The sequence below is a fragment of the Pedobacter sp. JCM 36344 genome (assembly GCF_046546555.1).
Taxonomy (GTDB): Bacteria; Bacteroidota; Bacteroidia; order Sphingobacteriales; family Sphingobacteriaceae; genus Pedobacter.
In genome coordinates this window covers 122,053-137,843 of sequence record NZ_JBKHKK010000009.1, presented here as the reverse complement: position 1 = coordinate 137,843, position 15,791 = coordinate 122,053, and the positions used below count along the sequence as shown (strand labels likewise).

15 protein-coding genes are annotated in these 15,791 nt (G+C 40.4%); all 15 read right to left on the bottom strand.

Annotated features, from left to right (window positions below; translation table 11 throughout):
• Nucleotides 1-7 precede the first annotated feature (7 nt).
• Nucleotides 8-841, bottom strand: coding sequence for an amidohydrolase family protein (locus tag ACHFIZ_RS10715; protein ID WP_410885641.1), 834 nt, complete (start codon nucleotides 839-841; stop codon nucleotides 8-10).
• Nucleotides 828-1,685: a fumarylacetoacetate hydrolase family protein gene (locus tag ACHFIZ_RS10710; RefSeq protein WP_410885640.1), complete on the bottom strand. Its 858-nt coding sequence runs from the start codon at nucleotides 1,683-1,685 to the stop codon at nucleotides 828-830. The genes ACHFIZ_RS10715 and ACHFIZ_RS10710 overlap by 14 nt, the downstream gene beginning before the upstream one ends.
• A 4-nt stretch (nucleotides 1,686-1,689) precedes the next feature.
• Nucleotides 1,690-2,454, bottom strand: coding sequence for an SDR family NAD(P)-dependent oxidoreductase (locus tag ACHFIZ_RS10705; RefSeq protein WP_410885638.1), 765 nt, complete (start codon nucleotides 2,452-2,454; stop codon nucleotides 1,690-1,692).
• 9 nt (nucleotides 2,455-2,463) lie between these two features.
• Entirely contained in the window at nucleotides 2,464-4,122 is a 1,659-nt protein-coding gene (locus ACHFIZ_RS10700) for a UxaA family hydrolase (RefSeq protein WP_410885636.1), read from the bottom strand.
• Nucleotides 4,122-4,457, bottom strand: a complete 336-nt coding sequence (locus tag ACHFIZ_RS10695) for an L-rhamnose mutarotase (RefSeq protein WP_410885634.1) — start codon at nucleotides 4,455-4,457, stop codon at nucleotides 4,122-4,124. The genes ACHFIZ_RS10700 and ACHFIZ_RS10695 overlap by 1 nt, the downstream gene beginning before the upstream one ends.
• 11 nt (nucleotides 4,458-4,468) lie before the next feature.
• Nucleotides 4,469-5,722, bottom strand: coding sequence for an L-fucose:H+ symporter permease (gene fucP, locus ACHFIZ_RS10690; RefSeq protein WP_410885632.1), 1,254 nt, complete (start codon nucleotides 5,720-5,722; stop codon nucleotides 4,469-4,471).
• A 3-nt stretch (nucleotides 5,723-5,725) separates the two neighbouring features.
• Complete coding sequence (locus tag ACHFIZ_RS10685; RefSeq protein ID WP_410885630.1) at nucleotides 5,726-7,873, bottom strand: alpha-L-fucosidase; 2,148 nt, start codon at nucleotides 7,871-7,873, stop codon at nucleotides 5,726-5,728.
• A gap of 107 nt (nucleotides 7,874-7,980) precedes the next feature.
• Nucleotides 7,981-8,541 carry a DUF3109 family protein gene (locus ACHFIZ_RS10680; protein WP_410885628.1) on the bottom strand — a complete coding sequence of 187 codons (561 nt, stop codon included), beginning with the start codon at nucleotides 8,539-8,541 and terminating at the stop codon, nucleotides 7,981-7,983.
• Nucleotides 8,542-8,543: 2 nt separating this feature from the next.
• Nucleotides 8,544-9,320, bottom strand: a complete 777-nt coding sequence (locus tag ACHFIZ_RS10675) for a DUF3108 domain-containing protein (protein ID WP_410885626.1) — start codon at nucleotides 9,318-9,320, stop codon at nucleotides 8,544-8,546.
• A 28-nt stretch (nucleotides 9,321-9,348) separates the two neighbouring features.
• The gene (locus ACHFIZ_RS10670) at nucleotides 9,349-9,864 is read right to left on the bottom strand and encodes a DUF2480 family protein (RefSeq protein ID WP_410885624.1); all 516 of its coding nucleotides are present in this window, start codon (nucleotides 9,862-9,864) and stop codon (nucleotides 9,349-9,351) included.
• A gap of 66 nt (nucleotides 9,865-9,930) precedes the next feature.
• Complete coding sequence (locus tag ACHFIZ_RS10665) at nucleotides 9,931-12,027, bottom strand: SurA N-terminal domain-containing protein (protein ID WP_410885622.1); 2,097 nt, start codon at nucleotides 12,025-12,027, stop codon at nucleotides 9,931-9,933.
• An 82-nt stretch (nucleotides 12,028-12,109) separates the two neighbouring features.
• Complete coding sequence (locus ACHFIZ_RS10660; RefSeq protein ID WP_410885620.1) at nucleotides 12,110-12,679, bottom strand: hypothetical protein; 570 nt, start codon at nucleotides 12,677-12,679, stop codon at nucleotides 12,110-12,112.
• Nucleotides 12,679-14,007 (bottom strand): hypothetical protein, encoded by a 1,329-nt coding sequence (locus ACHFIZ_RS10655; RefSeq protein WP_410885618.1) that lies wholly within the window; start codon nucleotides 14,005-14,007, stop codon nucleotides 12,679-12,681. The genes ACHFIZ_RS10660 and ACHFIZ_RS10655 overlap by 1 nt, the downstream gene beginning before the upstream one ends.
• Nucleotides 13,970-14,725: a type III pantothenate kinase gene (locus ACHFIZ_RS10650; RefSeq protein WP_410885616.1), complete on the bottom strand. Its 756-nt coding sequence runs from the start codon at nucleotides 14,723-14,725 to the stop codon at nucleotides 13,970-13,972. The genes ACHFIZ_RS10655 and ACHFIZ_RS10650 overlap by 38 nt, the downstream gene beginning before the upstream one ends.
• Before the next feature lie 75 nt (nucleotides 14,726-14,800).
• Nucleotides 14,801-15,778 carry a DUF6427 family protein gene (locus tag ACHFIZ_RS10645; RefSeq protein WP_410885614.1) on the bottom strand — a complete coding sequence of 326 codons (978 nt, stop codon included), beginning with the start codon at nucleotides 15,776-15,778 and terminating at the stop codon, nucleotides 14,801-14,803.
• Nucleotides 15,779-15,791 lie beyond the last annotated feature (13 nt).

Below are 15,791 nucleotides of genomic sequence, written 5' to 3'. Positions count from 1 at the left end.
AGACTGCTTAGTTTAAATTGTAAAAATCTATTGCGTTATCAGCCCAAAAAAGGGATTGTTCATCTGCTGTTAGCTTAGATACATAGTTTTGGGCGATAGAAACTACATCCTTGTATTCCCCTGCAACCATGCAAACTGGCCAGTCTGAACCGAACATGAGTTTTTTTGCACCAAAGGTTTCATATATAACGTCAAGATAAGGATCAAAATCTTCGGGCTTCCAGCTCGTCCAATTGGCTTCAGTAACCATTCCCGAAACTTTGCAGAATAAATTGTCGAAACTTTTTAGGCCTCTGACACCCGCCGCCCACTCGTTAATATTTCTTGCTTTAATGTCCGGTTTAGCAATATGATCAATCACGAATCGCTGATCAGGGAATTGACCTAGAAAGTCCGGAATATATTCCAGCTGATCAGGGTAAATCAAAATGTCGTAACTAAAATTGTGTTTTGCTAATGCTTGAACCCCACTTAAAAAAGCAGGCTTTAGCATTAATGCGCGATCCTGTTCTCCTTGGAGAATGTGTCTGAAGCCTTTGAGTTTATGATGACGGCTTAGTTCCATTAATTGTTCTTCAATATTGGTAGCCTGTAAATCTACCCAACCAACAACACCTTTAATGAAATCATGATTGCCAGCATTGTCCAATTGGAAAATGTTTTCTTCGAGACTTTGATTCACCTGTACGACAACACATCCATCGATTGTAGATTCCTTTAAAATCGGGGCAAGGTCATCTGGCATGAAATCACGACGAAGGATAGACATGTCTTCCGTAATCCAGTCAGACATGCCATCATTGTATTTCCAGAAGTGTTGATGTGAATCAATCTTTAACATAACTCTTAACGTATTGTTTAGAGGTCCCAAGTCCATCAATGCCCAGTTCTACCACATCACCTTCTTTAAGATAGATGGGAGGTTTGAAACCTAATCCAACTCCCGCAGGAGTCCCCGTGGAAATGACATCACCAGGAAGCAAAGTCATAAATTGACTAACATAAGCGATTACGAATGGCACATTAAATATGAAGTTGGATGTATTTCCATCCTGCATTGTTTTTCCATTCAAGGTTAACCATAAACGCAGGTTATCTACCTCTCCAATCTCATCGGGAGTAGCTAGAAATGGGCCTAGTGGCGCAAAAGTATCACAACCCTTTCCTTTGTCCCAAGTTCCATTTCTTTCCATCTGGAATTCACGTTCTGAAACATCATTGTGCAATACATACCCGGCCACATAGTCGAGGGCATCTGCTTCTTCTATGTAACTTGCCTTTTTTCCAATAACTACTGCTAACTCCACTTCCCAGTCTGTTTTTACAGAATTTTTTGGAATAACAATATTGTCAAACGGGCCTGTTAAGGCTGTTGTAGACTTCATGAATACTACTGGCTCAGGGGGCATTGCTGCACCTGTTTCTTTAGCATGATCAGCATAATTTAATCCGATACAAACGATTTTTGAAGGTCTTGCAATTGGCGAACCTAATCTTGTGTCTGCCGAAATCGTTGGTAACGTACCCTCATTGTTTTTTAAAAAGCTTTCCAGGCGATTTAAGCCATCATTCTGAAAGAACTGCTCATTGTAATCCTCGCCGAATGCGGAGGTGTCATACCAGAGATCGTTAATAATTACCCCTGTCTTTTCCTGATCTGCCGATCCCCATCTTATTAATTTCATTGCCTTAGTTATTTATTTTTACAAATCCTCCGTCTACCGGATAATCATTACCTGTGATAAAACTAGCTTCTTCAGAACATAAATACAAAGCCATAGTAGCCACTTCATTCGGCTCGCCCATGCGGCCGATTGGCTGACTCTTTGAAAGCTTTTCAAAAATTTCCGCTTCTTGTCCAGCGTAGTTTTTTGCGATAAACCCATCTACGAAAGGCGTATGCACCCTTGCAGGAGAAATGCTGTTACACCGGATATTGTCTGCCATATAATCTCTAGCCACTGACAAGGTCATGGCCGCGATAGCTCCTTTGCTCATGGAATAAGCAAAACGATCAGTAATGCCCACCAATGAAGCTATAGATGCCATGTTCAAAACTACCCCTCCGCCCTTTTTTTTCATCAATGGAATTGCAGCGAATAAACAATTGTAAGCGCCTTTGACATTTACATCAAAAACTCTGATGAAATCAGCTTCGCTGGTTGTGTGGGCTTTTCCAATATGAGCGATACCTGCATTATTCACAAGGATATCAATATTATCAATCGCATTAAACACGCTCAAGACTTTTTCCTGACTAGTAACATCGCAAGCATGGATATTTGCGGTTCCGTCCAGGCTATTAATTTCTAAAATGGTTCCCTGGGCTGCGGCTTCGTTAACTTCTATTACATGTACGTGAGCGCCTTGCTTTGCAAAAAGTACGGCAATTGCTCTACCTATTCCACTTCCGGCGCCAGTGATAACGGCAGATTTTCCTTTTAAACTAAACATATATCTGAATTATAATGAAACTCCTCTTTTCCATGGAATAAAATCATCTTGGTTTAACTGAACCGCTTTAGGAATTACTTCTCCGCTCGCGGCAAGAATGCAATATTCTAAAATCTCTGCACCCATTTCTTCAATGGTTTTTTCTCCACGGATGATCGCTCCTGCATCGATGTCAATAATGTCACCCATTCTATTGGCCAACGAAGTGTTAGTAGCAATTTTAATTACCGGACAAACGGGATTACCCGTGGGTGTGCCCAGTCCTGTAGTGAAAAGGATCAATGTGGCACCACTCGCAGCTTTCCCTGTGGTAGCTTCCACATCATTACCGGGCGTACAAACCAGGCTCAAACCAGCTTTAGTAACGGGTTCCGTATAATCAAGCACATCGACTACCGGTGAAGTGCCTGCCTTTTTAGCGGCACCAGTACTTTTGATGGCGTCCGTAATCAGGCCATCTTTAATATTTCCCGGTGAGGGGTTCATGTGAAATCCTGAACCTACTGCATGCGCCTGGGCATCATATTCCCGCATCAAACGGATAAATTTCTCCGCTGTAGGCTGGTCAACGCATCTGTCTATGATATTTTGTTCCGCACCACACAATTCTGGAAACTCAGCCAGCAGCACTTTAGCGCCTAGCGCTACCAATAGGTCTGAGGTATAGCCAACAGCGGGATTTGCAGATATTCCACTGAAGCCATCGCTACCCCCACATTTCACTCCAACACACAGTTTGCTCAGGGGTGCGGGACTGCGCTCGATCTTATTGATCTCTTTTAGTTCGACAAAAGTTTTCAGTATCGCATCTTTTATGAGCTGATCTTCACTCTGACTCTGTTGTTGCTCAAAAACCAATACCTTCTTTTTGAATAGTGGGTTTCTTGCGAAAATATCATTTAGAAAACTACCTGTCTGTAGATGCTGACAACCGAGACTGAGTACAGTAATTCCTGCAACATTAGGATGATCCGCATAAGCGGCAAGCAAGTTACTTAACAAAGACGAATCCTGCCTGGTTCCACCACACCCACCCTGATGGTTTAGAAACTTGATACCATCAACGTTTTTAAACACCCTTTTCGTAGGTTTGCCCGCAAAAGCGATCTCATCAATCTCAAAGGTAGAAATGTCCTTCCCCTGTAAACTCGCATCCAACAATTGCTCCGTAAATTGCTTGTATTTATCCGTTACATTGTAGCCCAGTGTATTGTGTAACGCTTCCCTGATAACATCCAAGTTTCTGTTCTCGCAGAAAACGGTAGGTACAAAAAGCCAATAGTTTGCTGTGCCCACTCTGCCGTCTTCTCGGTGATAGCCATTGAAGGTCCGACTTTCATAAGCAGATACATCGGGCTTCTGCCATTTGTAGTCCACTTTACGGTAACCATATTCCTCGGCGGCATGGTGTACGTTTTCTGTCGTCATTAATCCACCTTTTAGGATCGGCAAAGTCGCCTTACCTACCAACAATCCATACATTAGCACTTCATCGCCAATGGCCATTGCATTGATAAAAAACTTATGCTTTGCATGGATGTCATCTTGCAATAGAATATTTTGACCATTAAAAACGATCACATCTCCTTTAAAAAGATCCTGCAAAGCAACCAATACATTGTCCTCCGGATGAATCTGTAAAAAACTTTTTCTTATATTATCTGACATCAGGTCGTTAATTCAAATATCTTATTCATAAGCACCCATTTCTCTCCGGGTTGGGAACCAGGTACTGCTTGCTGGTATTTCCACATCAGTTCCTCCCATTGCTGTACTTTTTCGTTCGCCTCGTCCATGGCAGACTTTCTTTCAAAAGAAAAAGTGTCATTAACTTCCATGATCATAAAGAGCCGGGTTCCAAAACGGTAAATTTCCATCAGGTCTACGCCTGCAGAAGTAATGCTATCCTGGATTTCTGGCCAAACTGCGGCATGCATTTCTTCATACCCCTCAATTAGCGCAGTGTCGTTAACCAGGTCAAGCGCCAAACAATATCTTTTCATCGTCAACTAATTTAAACTTTTTTTGATATTCTATGTCCACGGAGTCCAAATAAGAACACAACCGCAAAACACACCAATGGTACGATATAACCGACTTGTATATCAGACTGGTCGGCTATATACCCCATAATAGGCGGCAGCACTGCACCACCAACTATCGACATGATGATGAGGCTACTCCCAAATTTTGTATCCGACCCCAGGTCTTTAATTCCCAATGAAAATATAGTGGGAAACATGATGGACATGAAGAAGGCAATTCCAATAACAGTGTAAACCGCCAGCATTCCAGAGACGGTCATCGCTACCAGACAAAGCAGCACACATATAATAGAGTAGATCGCCAATAAGTTTGATGGCTTGTAAAATTTCATCAGGAAAGTACCCACGAAACGTCCAATCATAAAGGCAAGACCTACACCGAAACCAGCATACCACTTTGCGGTTTGCCCATCCATTCCTGCAACTTTTTCTGCATAAAGGATAAACAAGCTAAACACGCAAACTTGTGCCCCAACATAAAAGAATTGAGCAACAATGGCCCAGTTTAGGTGCGTGTGTTTGAAAGCCCTCACGAACGGATTACCAGATAATTCCCTTTCAACGGCACTTTCTTCTTCTACAATTTCAGGCAATTTAATTAAGGCGAAAATCACAGTAATCACCAAAATGATTAATCCCAAAATAAGGTAAGGAGTTTTAACAGAAGAGGCTTCAGAAGCCAATGCCAGTTGCTGAGCAGAAGCAGACATCGTACTGAGTTGTTCATCCGAGATTCCCTCTACCAATATAATTTGCCCGCCAATAATGGGAGCCAGCGTTGCTGCCAAACCATTAAAAGACTGTGCGAAGTTTAGTCTAAATGTGGAGGTCTCAGGTGGGCCTAATAACGACGCGTATGGATTGGCTGCGGTCTCCAAAATAGTAAGGCCACAGGCTATAATAAATAACGCGCCTAAAAAGAACTCATAAAGCTGTGTATTTGCGGCAGGGATAAACAAAAAAGATCCAACAGCAAACAAAACAAGACCAATGATAATCCCGGCTTTATATCCGTATTTCCTCATGATGATCCCAGCAGGTAAGGCCATTACAAAATAGGCAATGAATACCGCAGAGTCCACTAGTGAAGCTTGCAAAGTAGTTAAGCTGAATGACCGCTTCAAATGCGGAATCAAAATCGGGTCTAAATTGTGGACAAATCCCCACATGAAAAACAGCGAGGTGATCATTATGAAAGGGAACAGGTAATTCTTTTTAGTCATGGCTTATTTGGTTGTCGTGGTTAACTCCATCCAGGCATTATACATGCCCATGGTGGTATGCGGAGAATATGGTTTGTGTAACTGCCAGCTGAAGCCGTAATAATTACCTTTTTGAATAGTTAATGCTTTTAGTGCTTTCTTGAAATATACCTGATTAATATTATTGTCAATACTTAATACCGTAGTTTTTTGAAAACCATTGTAGTATTTCACCATTAATTTATTGACACCTTGTTTTAAGGGGAGTAAGATCACATCTTTCAGAGATTTCTCTTTGAAAGGATTATTGTGTTCTGCTAATACTACCCCGTTCAACGAAACGGTAACAGCATCACCACTGGTCACACCAATTAGGTAGGGCTGGTCTGTACCTGAAGTGATTTCCTGGAGCAGGTAAGTAGCTGAATTCAACTCTGCCGGCAATTCATAAATACCATTGTTTTTCCAGTTTGCTTTCTTTTCCCAAGCAGGAGATTTTGTATTAGGCCATGGTTTGTCGATCGAAACTTCTGCAAGATTCCCATGAACGCCGCCCGGACCAGAGTAAAAGAACCCGGACTGGTAAAGCGGACCAAATCTTATAGTTGATGGATCATTGTTGAGTTTCTCTTCGTCGCCTCCGGTTAAGTTTATTACTGTTGTTTTTCCTCCGATTTCAACATCAAGTGCCTTACCTTTTTCTTCATTCGTATAGTAGATGGTAGGGCTTAGCACGCCGCTTTGCACTGGATTAATGTTCCAGGATTCTTTTACTATGCTTTGGTACCTGTTACTGTAATCAATACCCGAATTGCTGTAGTGCTTAAAAGAATTTTGGCCGCTTAGTTTTAGCACGGTATTGTCTTTAACGATGACGTTAGCTGGTGGCACCTGGAAGCCGTTTGCAAATTCCAGTACGATCACTTTAAATTCCTTAGCTAGATCCAACCCGGTTGGCACTAAAACTTTAACACCAACTGCTGTTTGTGAGAATTTAACCTTCTTGTTTTCTCCAAGTACATAAGCAGATTTAATTTTACCTGTTAGTCCGGGTAAAATCACTTGTCCGTTTTCTGGCTGATGTAATAAATGCAGGTAAATTTTGTTCGTTCTGCTGGTTAAGCTTCCCCATTTGAAGGCAACATGGAAAGGGTCAGGGTTAGTGCCATAGATCGCTTCCTGGTTTTTTGCTAACCATTGTCCGATCGTTAGCAATACATCTTTCTCGAACTCTACTACCGAACCATCGCCCTTGGGACCGATATTCAACAGGAAGTTACCTCCCCTGCTCGCCACCCTAATCAAGCTGGTTAATTTTTCCTTTACTTTATCTTCTTCCTTACCTCTTTTCTGAAAAGAACGATACCCCCATGTTTCATCGAAAAATGAAGCTGGGGATTGCCATGGTACACCAATCACATAATCAGGCTCCTGATTGTCTCCCATAACTGTGAAGTCTCCCATGTCATTTCCAATGCGACTGCCAATCATACAATCTGGCTGCAACTTATGAACGAGATCAGCAAGTTCTTTACTTTCCTTCGCGCTTTGAGATCCCATATCGAACCACAACTCCGAAATAGATCCGTAATTGCTCAATAACTCCGTGATTTGTTTCTTATTGTATTCTACATGCTCCGGCGTAATGTAATCCGAATTGCTGCTAGAGATCGGTGATGCCTGAGGGAAGTGCCAATCAATTAACGAAAAGTACAAACCGAACCTCAGCCCACCATTCTTACACGCTTCAGATAACTCTTTGATAATGTCTCTTTTATACGGACTCGCATCCACAACGTTGAAGTCTGTTGTATTGGTCTTAAACATACAAAACCCGTCATGGTGCTTTGCGGTAATTACGATAGACCTCATGCCTGCTTTTTTTGCAAGGTTAACTATAGAATCCGCATTCCAGCTTTTAGGGTTGAAGCGCTTGGCAATTTTCGCATATTCATCCGTGTAAATACCTGCATGCGCCTGAATTTGTTCACTTACATTTCTAGTTGCCGGTTTCCCATCCCAAACGCCGCCCAAGACTGAGTAGATTCCAAAATGAATAAACATGGAATATTTCTGGTCTTGCCAATCTTTTAGCACTTTTGGATCGTGCTGGCCGAAAGCTATGAAATTGAAAAATAAAAGTCCTAAAAGTATAACGCATCTCAGATTCATGAATAGGCCTATATTTGGTGTCTATCAAAGGAAAGCGAATTCAGGGGTTCGTTATTTCTGAAAATTGTCAAAACAATAAGCAATTTTGGCAAACGGAATACTACAATTTACGGTCTTACGCTTTCTTCCAATTCAGCATACCACTCTGCGCCATACTTTCTAATCAGAGGGCCCTTCAAAAACTGGTAAACCGGCACCTTCAATTCTCTTCCAAACGTGCAGGCATCATGACAAATATGCCACCTATCATAATTAAGCACTTCAAATTCTGGGTATTGCGTAACTCTAATCGGATAAAGATGGCAGGAGATTGGCTTTTGCCAATCCACTATTCCTTGTTCATAACCTTTTTCAATTCCACATTTGGTGATGCCATTCTCAAAAGTAACATAGGCACATTCTTTATTACCATCTACACAGGGCGTGGTCAAGTCGCCATCTGAGTCAACTACTGAAGTCCCTTGCTCCTCTATAGCCTTGATACCCTTGGGTTCTAGAAGATGTTTAATCTTTGGGTAGATCTCTTTAAGAATGGCTGTCTCTGCTACTTCAAGTGGAGCTCCTGCATCACCTTCTACACAGCAGATACCCTTGCATTTATTCAGGTTACACACAAAGCTCTCTGTAATAAGATCTTCATGTATTAATGTATTTTGTACTTCTATCATTTCTATTTTACTAAGGTCAAGGGGTATTTTAATCCCTCGGCTGACTTTATTTCCATCACCACAGACCCCACGAGAATTTCTACTTCTGCTTTTACAGGTACACGATTACCATCGTCGGTAATCCAAAGATACAGACGACTGTCCTTTCTGAAGATTCTCCCTGGTTTAATGGAGGGGCTGAACTTTAGGCACCGAATCTTTCCGAGCTTTGTTTTAATTACTTCCTTACCAACATACTGAATCTCCAGCTGGCTCACTTCATCTCCTAAAAAGTAATTCAATTTAACAAAATCACCAGTTTTCATTTTGGAGATGTCCAGACTCCTAGCAAAGTAATAGGACGATACCAAATCAAATGTTTGAGTAGTTGGGGTATTGAATGTCCCTTTATTGGCTATCACCTTTTTAGCGTCCTGGTTAAACCTTGCCTTATCTTGCCTCCGGTAATTACCTTCTCTTATATTCTCTTGATAGAAATAAGGTTTAAGCACCTTCTTGTCAATATAGGAATCATAATGGTCTCTGATTTTATAAAACACATCAAAAGTACCTGAAGTTACCCCATCAACGCTAAGTCGGTATGTAGGTTGTCCATCGAACTTAAGATCTCCTTCCAATACTTTCAACGTGCCTTCCGCTGCAGTAATAAAGCCATATTTAAGCTTGTACTGTAGCACCTCACCGGGTTGAAATACCGGTTGTTTAACAAACGGAAGCTCCTGGGCATAAGAATTGAAGCTTACAAATGCGATGAAAATCAACAACAAAAATTTTCTCATACTCTTGCTAAACAAAAAACAATCCAAACTAATCTTTACGCTTATAGATTGGCACTGTGGAGCATGGCTCTCCATACATTATGCTCTTTACAACGGGAGTTAGTAAGCTTGTAATTTCTACATATGCAGCAATGGGAACTTCAATATCAGCACATCCTTTTATGACCACGCGTTCATTAGCAAATGAATTAACATCAATTTTTGAAAGCGCGCGAACGAATAACATCGCTTCAAGTGTATGAAGACTTCCAAATATTACCTCATTGGCGTATGGCTTCATTTTACTGGCTAACAACATATAGGCCCAAGTTGGGACAATAGCGTCAGCACTACAAATTATAGCGATGTTTTTATCCGTGTAAACAGACCAGTCATGTGATTTTATAAATTCCCTGAAATCTTTTTCCCTTAGCATAAGACCATGAAAAAGATTGTCCTTAATATCATATACGATACGCTCCCCCTGGTGAAAATACTCTTCGAGATTAAGCGTAATCAACCCACTTGCTGCTACTTTGTTTACAAAGTTCTCCTGAATTTCCATAAGTCTTATAGTAATAAAAAAGCCGGAAGCAAACTGCTTCCGGCTACAAAATTACATAAAATAAGGTTAATAGAATTTCACCCTATTGTCTTTTATCTCACTTTTATCCTGTAAAGCCTGGAATGCAGACCCTAAAGAACGTTGAGCTATTGATTGCATCATCGCTTCTTTTTGCTTGTAAGTGTTCGCTAATGGCGCAGGATTGATAAATCCATCAACAACAAATGAATAAACGCCCGCTTCACCAATGATGGCTTTAGATACTTTACCTGGTTGAGAACCGAAAACATTTCCAACTATTTTATTTTCCTGTGCTGCTCCAGGGATTACAGGATTGGCAAGAACCATATTTTGAATTGGCATGACAGGTTTTCCTAATTTCTGACCAACCTGATTAAGATTGCCAGCGCCTGCTAAGGCCTTGTCCATCTTTTCCTTAAGCATTTTCCCTTTGGCAACAATGCGAACCATTGGTTCAATATCTTTTTTAACTGTTTCTAATGGCAAAGTGCCTTTAGGCCTAATGTCAGTCAAACGAGCAACCACAAAAGCGTTGTCCATCTGATATACCTGGTCTAATACTTCACCCTTATCAGCATCGTAAGAATCACGGATTAACTGACGTGGATTATCCAGACCAGCCGCATAACCTTGTGAGGGGCCAACTTTATCTGCAACACCTACAGTATATCCGCTCTTTTGAGCTACTGTGGCAAAGTTACCATCCTTAACCTCGTTCAAGAAAGTACTAGCTTTTTTATAGGCAGCATCCTTGGTTTTGGTACTCGACATTAGATTTTTTTCTATGTAAGCAAGTTTCACCACTTTAGAATTTCCAATTTGCTTGTCAATTTTCAACAAATGAACACCAAACTGACTAGTTATCACTTTTAAATCTCCGACAGCTCCATTGAATGCAGCATTCTCAAATTCGGGAACCATTTGGCCGCGAGTGAAGGTACCAACGTTACCACCTTTATCTTTAGAACCATCAACACTATACTGTAAAGCTAGGGAAGCTAAACTTGCACCGTTTTGGATCAGCGCTTTTAGAGAATCAGCCATTTTAATAGCTTTATCAACGCCACCTAATTGAGCTGGGTTCAATAAAATATGACTCGCTTTAACCGAATCCGGAGAAAAACGTGTGTCCACAACTTTAGCAAGCTTGTAAGAGTTACCCGAGAACGTAGGTCCGTAGAAGGAACCTGCGGGCAAATTGAATACTACTGAATCAACTGCAGGATCAAGCTTACCCTTCGTTATATAGGTATAAGGGATTTTGACGTCTGAGTTCACTGCTGAAAAAAGTGAGTCGTTTGCCGCTGACTTAAAATCGGCAACAAGCTTATCAACCTGAGTTTTTACAGCCGCACTATCCTCTTTAGTAGGATTTACACTAAAAGAAACGTACTCCAAAGAGCGAGTTTCAGTTGGATTTTCAAAACGTTTTTTATTGTTGTCATAATATTCAGAATAGTCTGCATCTGTAAGTTTTACACTTCCGTCTGGTATAGAAGCGTAATCAAGGGTTACATACTTGAAGTTAGCGATCTTATTGCGGTTCAAATACTCATCATTAGCTTCTAATGTAGAGACATAAACAGAATTATTAATTAGTTTGGAGTATTTCTGCTGCAGCGCTTGTCTTTCAATTTCAGCTTCAAGGGCTAGTATTTGCGGTCTAACTTTAGGATCTTTCATGCCTTTTTTAAAAGTGTTCAATACTTGAACACGGTCAACCTGACCTGTTTGTGGATTGCCGAAATACTGAACTATAAGTGGACTTGGATTTGCCCCCTGAATTAGATCAGACATTTCATCCGAAGAAACAGTAATCCCTAACTTTGCATATTCTTTTCCTAACAACACATTAGCAACTTCCCCCTGCCAAACATTGTCGACAGCCATTGCCTGCATCTGTGAATTTCCAGATCCACCGTATTGTTGTTTGAATTGAGCTAGACTCTGCTCTACTTTCGGACCAAATTCTTCTATACTTATATCTTCACCATCAATCGTTCCCACCACTTTTTGAGAGGCAGCCCAAAAAGGCTTACCAGCGCTAATCGCATCACCAACCAAAAACGCAACAATTGCAAAACCGATGGCTCCAATTATAATGTAGCCTGCACGATTGCGCAAAAATGTCATTAACCCCATAATATTCTTATTTATAAAATTTTTTTAAGAGGGCGCAAGATACAACTTTTGAGAAAAAAAGAAAATATATTACACAACATAATTACTGACCGTAATTATCAGGAACATAGACCTCTCCAGTCCCATTCTCCCAGGTGACAGTTGAAAAATCTTCCGTCGCAGTAAAGTTAACCGCAGATAAAACAGTGCCGTCTGGTTTAGTGATTACCCCTTTTGGAGAAGTGAATAATTTCTTCGTCTGATCCCACACCAATTCTTCAGTATTATAGGTAAGTTTTTCGTTAACCACAACAACATTTCTCAGGAAGGTTGCAGTCTTTTCCAAATCCTTCATAATGGCATAATCAGAGGTGATAGATCCCTTGACATTGGCCAATGGATCGAGGAAGTTTATCTTAATTCCCTTTGGCATCTCCTGAAAGCTTCCTCCATTTGCAGGAACAACCTTCACAAGCACCGGAGCAAAACCTTGTGCCTTTACCTTGGCAGAATCACTATAAGTAATATCTACACTTCGGGTAGTATCTGAACTCATGCTAACCCGCCCTTTGAGTTTAGCTGCAGTTTTTAAATCGTCTTCTCCGCAAGAGGAAAGCGAAACTTGTAGAAAGCACAGTATAATAAGCGAATATATTATACTTCTAGGTTCCATTAATTTAACTTGTATCTCCTAAACCAGCTATCGTTCAATGTGAAGCCAAGGTGTAACTTAATATAATTTTCCTGAACGTTACCATTATTAATGGCGCCCATTTTACCGAGCTCCGCAGTAACATTCATTTTATAAAATGAGGTTCTCGCTATGTTTGGCGCCAATGGCAAGCCTAAGCCAAATGAAATCCCCATCTTCTTTACGTCGTCGCCGCTGGCAAGTTTAATGTATGTTTTATCATAGCTTAGCCCAAAACGGTAATCAACCCTTTTAAAATAGCTACCAACAGAAGTAAAATCTGGGGTTATCTGTCCGCCAAGGGAAGCACCCCAACTATCCTGCAAGTTTTGTTGATTTGGTGTGGCTCCTTCAAGACTGTAATTAGACCATTTCCCCGTTCTGAAATCGGCACCAATCATCCAGACGTTATCTTTTTGAATTGAAACTCCAAAATTATGAATCAATGGAAGCTTCAGCTTGGCTGAATTATTCTCTATAAAGGCAACTGTATCGAAGGCTGCCTCATCCTCACCTGTTGCGCTTTTCAGGTATTGTGTAACTACGAAAGTTCTTTTAGAATTTATAGTAGAAGAAGAAGATCCTGAGTAACCTAGCGTAATCCTGCTTTTGGTGGTTAATTGAATTTCATATTGAGCACCGTAGGAGAAACTAATTCCACCTATACTATTTTTGTTTTGAACCTTCGAATTGACAGTTGGAAATGAATTTATTTCTGTAGACACCGTTTCCAACAAGTTACCGAATAGGTATTCAACATTTCCGCCAATTCTGAAATGATCTCCTATTTGCTGTCCCAAGCCGATGTATGCTTTCGTAAGTCCCCCTTCTCCCGAGTGTGGATAATTGACACTATTGGTATCAATATTTTGCTTGCTCGTAAATTTATAGCCCAGTTCTGAATATGGGAGTATACCGAAACTAAGGCCGGTTTTATTTTTTAGAATAGGGAAAGCAACAGCCACATGACTGAGTGTGGAATTGAAGCTTTTCTCTTTTGCAGTAGCTTGCTTCAGTTGAGTAAAACCTCCTGTTACAGCAATATCAACTGTTGTAAAGTTTATTCCGGAAAACGTTGCCGGGTTCTGAATATTTATAGTGTTATCTATTCCCGGTCTGAATACACCTGTTGAAATTCCGCCCATCGCTCTGAACTGAGGAAGTAGTGATCCTTTGAAATTTCCTAAACCATATCCAGAGTATGGAGATTGAGTAGTTACCTGGGCACTAACAGAAATACTGGTAAGCAATAACAATACTGCTGCTATATAATTAATCTTTTTGTACATATTCAAATGCAATGACTTCATTTAATCCTTTTAATACTAAGTATGGATCGTGTATAATTTGAGGCGCAAAGATGCTGTTTTTTAATTGCTCTAACAAAAATGTCGCATCGCCACCTGTAAATAGTACATTTAATCCTTTATTTATTTTATCTAGACGAGCGATATTGCCTTCTACTTCATTAACAATCCCTTGTAGAACACCATTTCTTATTCCAGTTGCGGTATCAATACCTTCAGGAATATCTACTTCATTTGTGTTCCACTCCAGTAATGGCAATCGTTTGGTATAGTGATTTAAGGCAGCAAATCGCATCCCGATACCTGGACTTATACTCCCTCCGAAATACGTGGAATCACTCTTGAGCAGATCATAAGTAATGCAAGTCCCAGCGTCAATTATGAAACAAGGCGTCCCTGAGTATTGGTGATTCGCAGCAACAATTTTTGCCCAACGATCCAAACCAAGTGTTTGAGGCGTGGCGTAAAAATTCTTTACGCCGAGCTCGAGAATTGTGGAAAAGGGGTAAAATTTAGTCTTCAGTTTTAGTAACTCTACTTCAGCCTGATGCTCTTTCCCAACACTGGAGATGGTCGATGCAGTAACTCCATACTGCGAGATCAAATCCTTTATAACAGCGGCACTAATTTGCTTTGTAGACTGATAATGAATCAAATCTCTGCCTCTAAAAATAGCCAGTTTATGATTTGTGTTACCAATATCTATTACAAGGTTATGCATTCAAAACTGCTAAGTTCATGATCACAAAGCTATTAATCTTTAACTAGTTTCGAGGCTGTGAATTGTTAAAAAGAGTTAAACAAACAAAAAGTACTGGATGGCAAATACAAGTATTAGAAACAGACTTTCATAAAACCAGCGCTTACGGGCATTCGAAAAATAATAGGCTAACAATACTGCCCCCGGTGGGACACACATCAGGAAATGGTAAATCCTAAAATCTGACTTTGTGTAAAAACTTAAGACACTGATAATAAACATAAAAAAAAGCATCTGGAAAGCTTTTCTTGTACTAATAAAGCTCCTGAAAAAGTTTTCCCGCAGCTGAAGCGAAGCCAAAACCATCATCAGGATAACCGGTACTAGCACGAGGTAGTCATTGTAATTGATCTTAAATGCAGAGGGAAATTTGTTGCCTAAGGGGAGCCAAATTTTATAAAATTGAGATAGGCTGTCATTCCAGTAATAATAAACCCCAACGAAAAAAAAAATAGTCAAAAAGCCAACTAAACCTGAAACCCACTCTCTCCAGTTAAAAGACCTGTACAAGAGAAGGGTTAGCCAAAGCATAATAAGCATTACTATAAAGGGGAAATAAATCAAAGTGCCAATTGCAATGATCATCCCCGCGTCAAACATAATCATTACTGCATTGGCCGACTTCCCGATCTTAAGAAACTTATCCATTATCCAGATTAAAAGAAAATTACAGATCAGTGTTGGACTTAAAATAAGGAATGGCATAAAAAGACTCGCTGCTGTCACATAAAGTAGTGCTGGAAGATAGCCCGGTTTACTTAATAAGGTATGATTGTTAATGACCCTATTGAACAGAATCGCCTGGAAGAATACGATTAGCCCTGCAAGAAGAACATTGCCTGTGGGGGAGAAGCTTTTAAATGGAATTGCGATGAGGAATTTTGCGTAAGACTCCAGTAGCTCAAATTGAAGATCAGTAGGGAGATCTGAAAAAATCGCCATGCGCATAAAAAATGTAAACGCAAAGAGGAGAAGTAGGTTTACAGGATTTAAACTTCTGAATTGATTGATCATGCCATTTTATGAA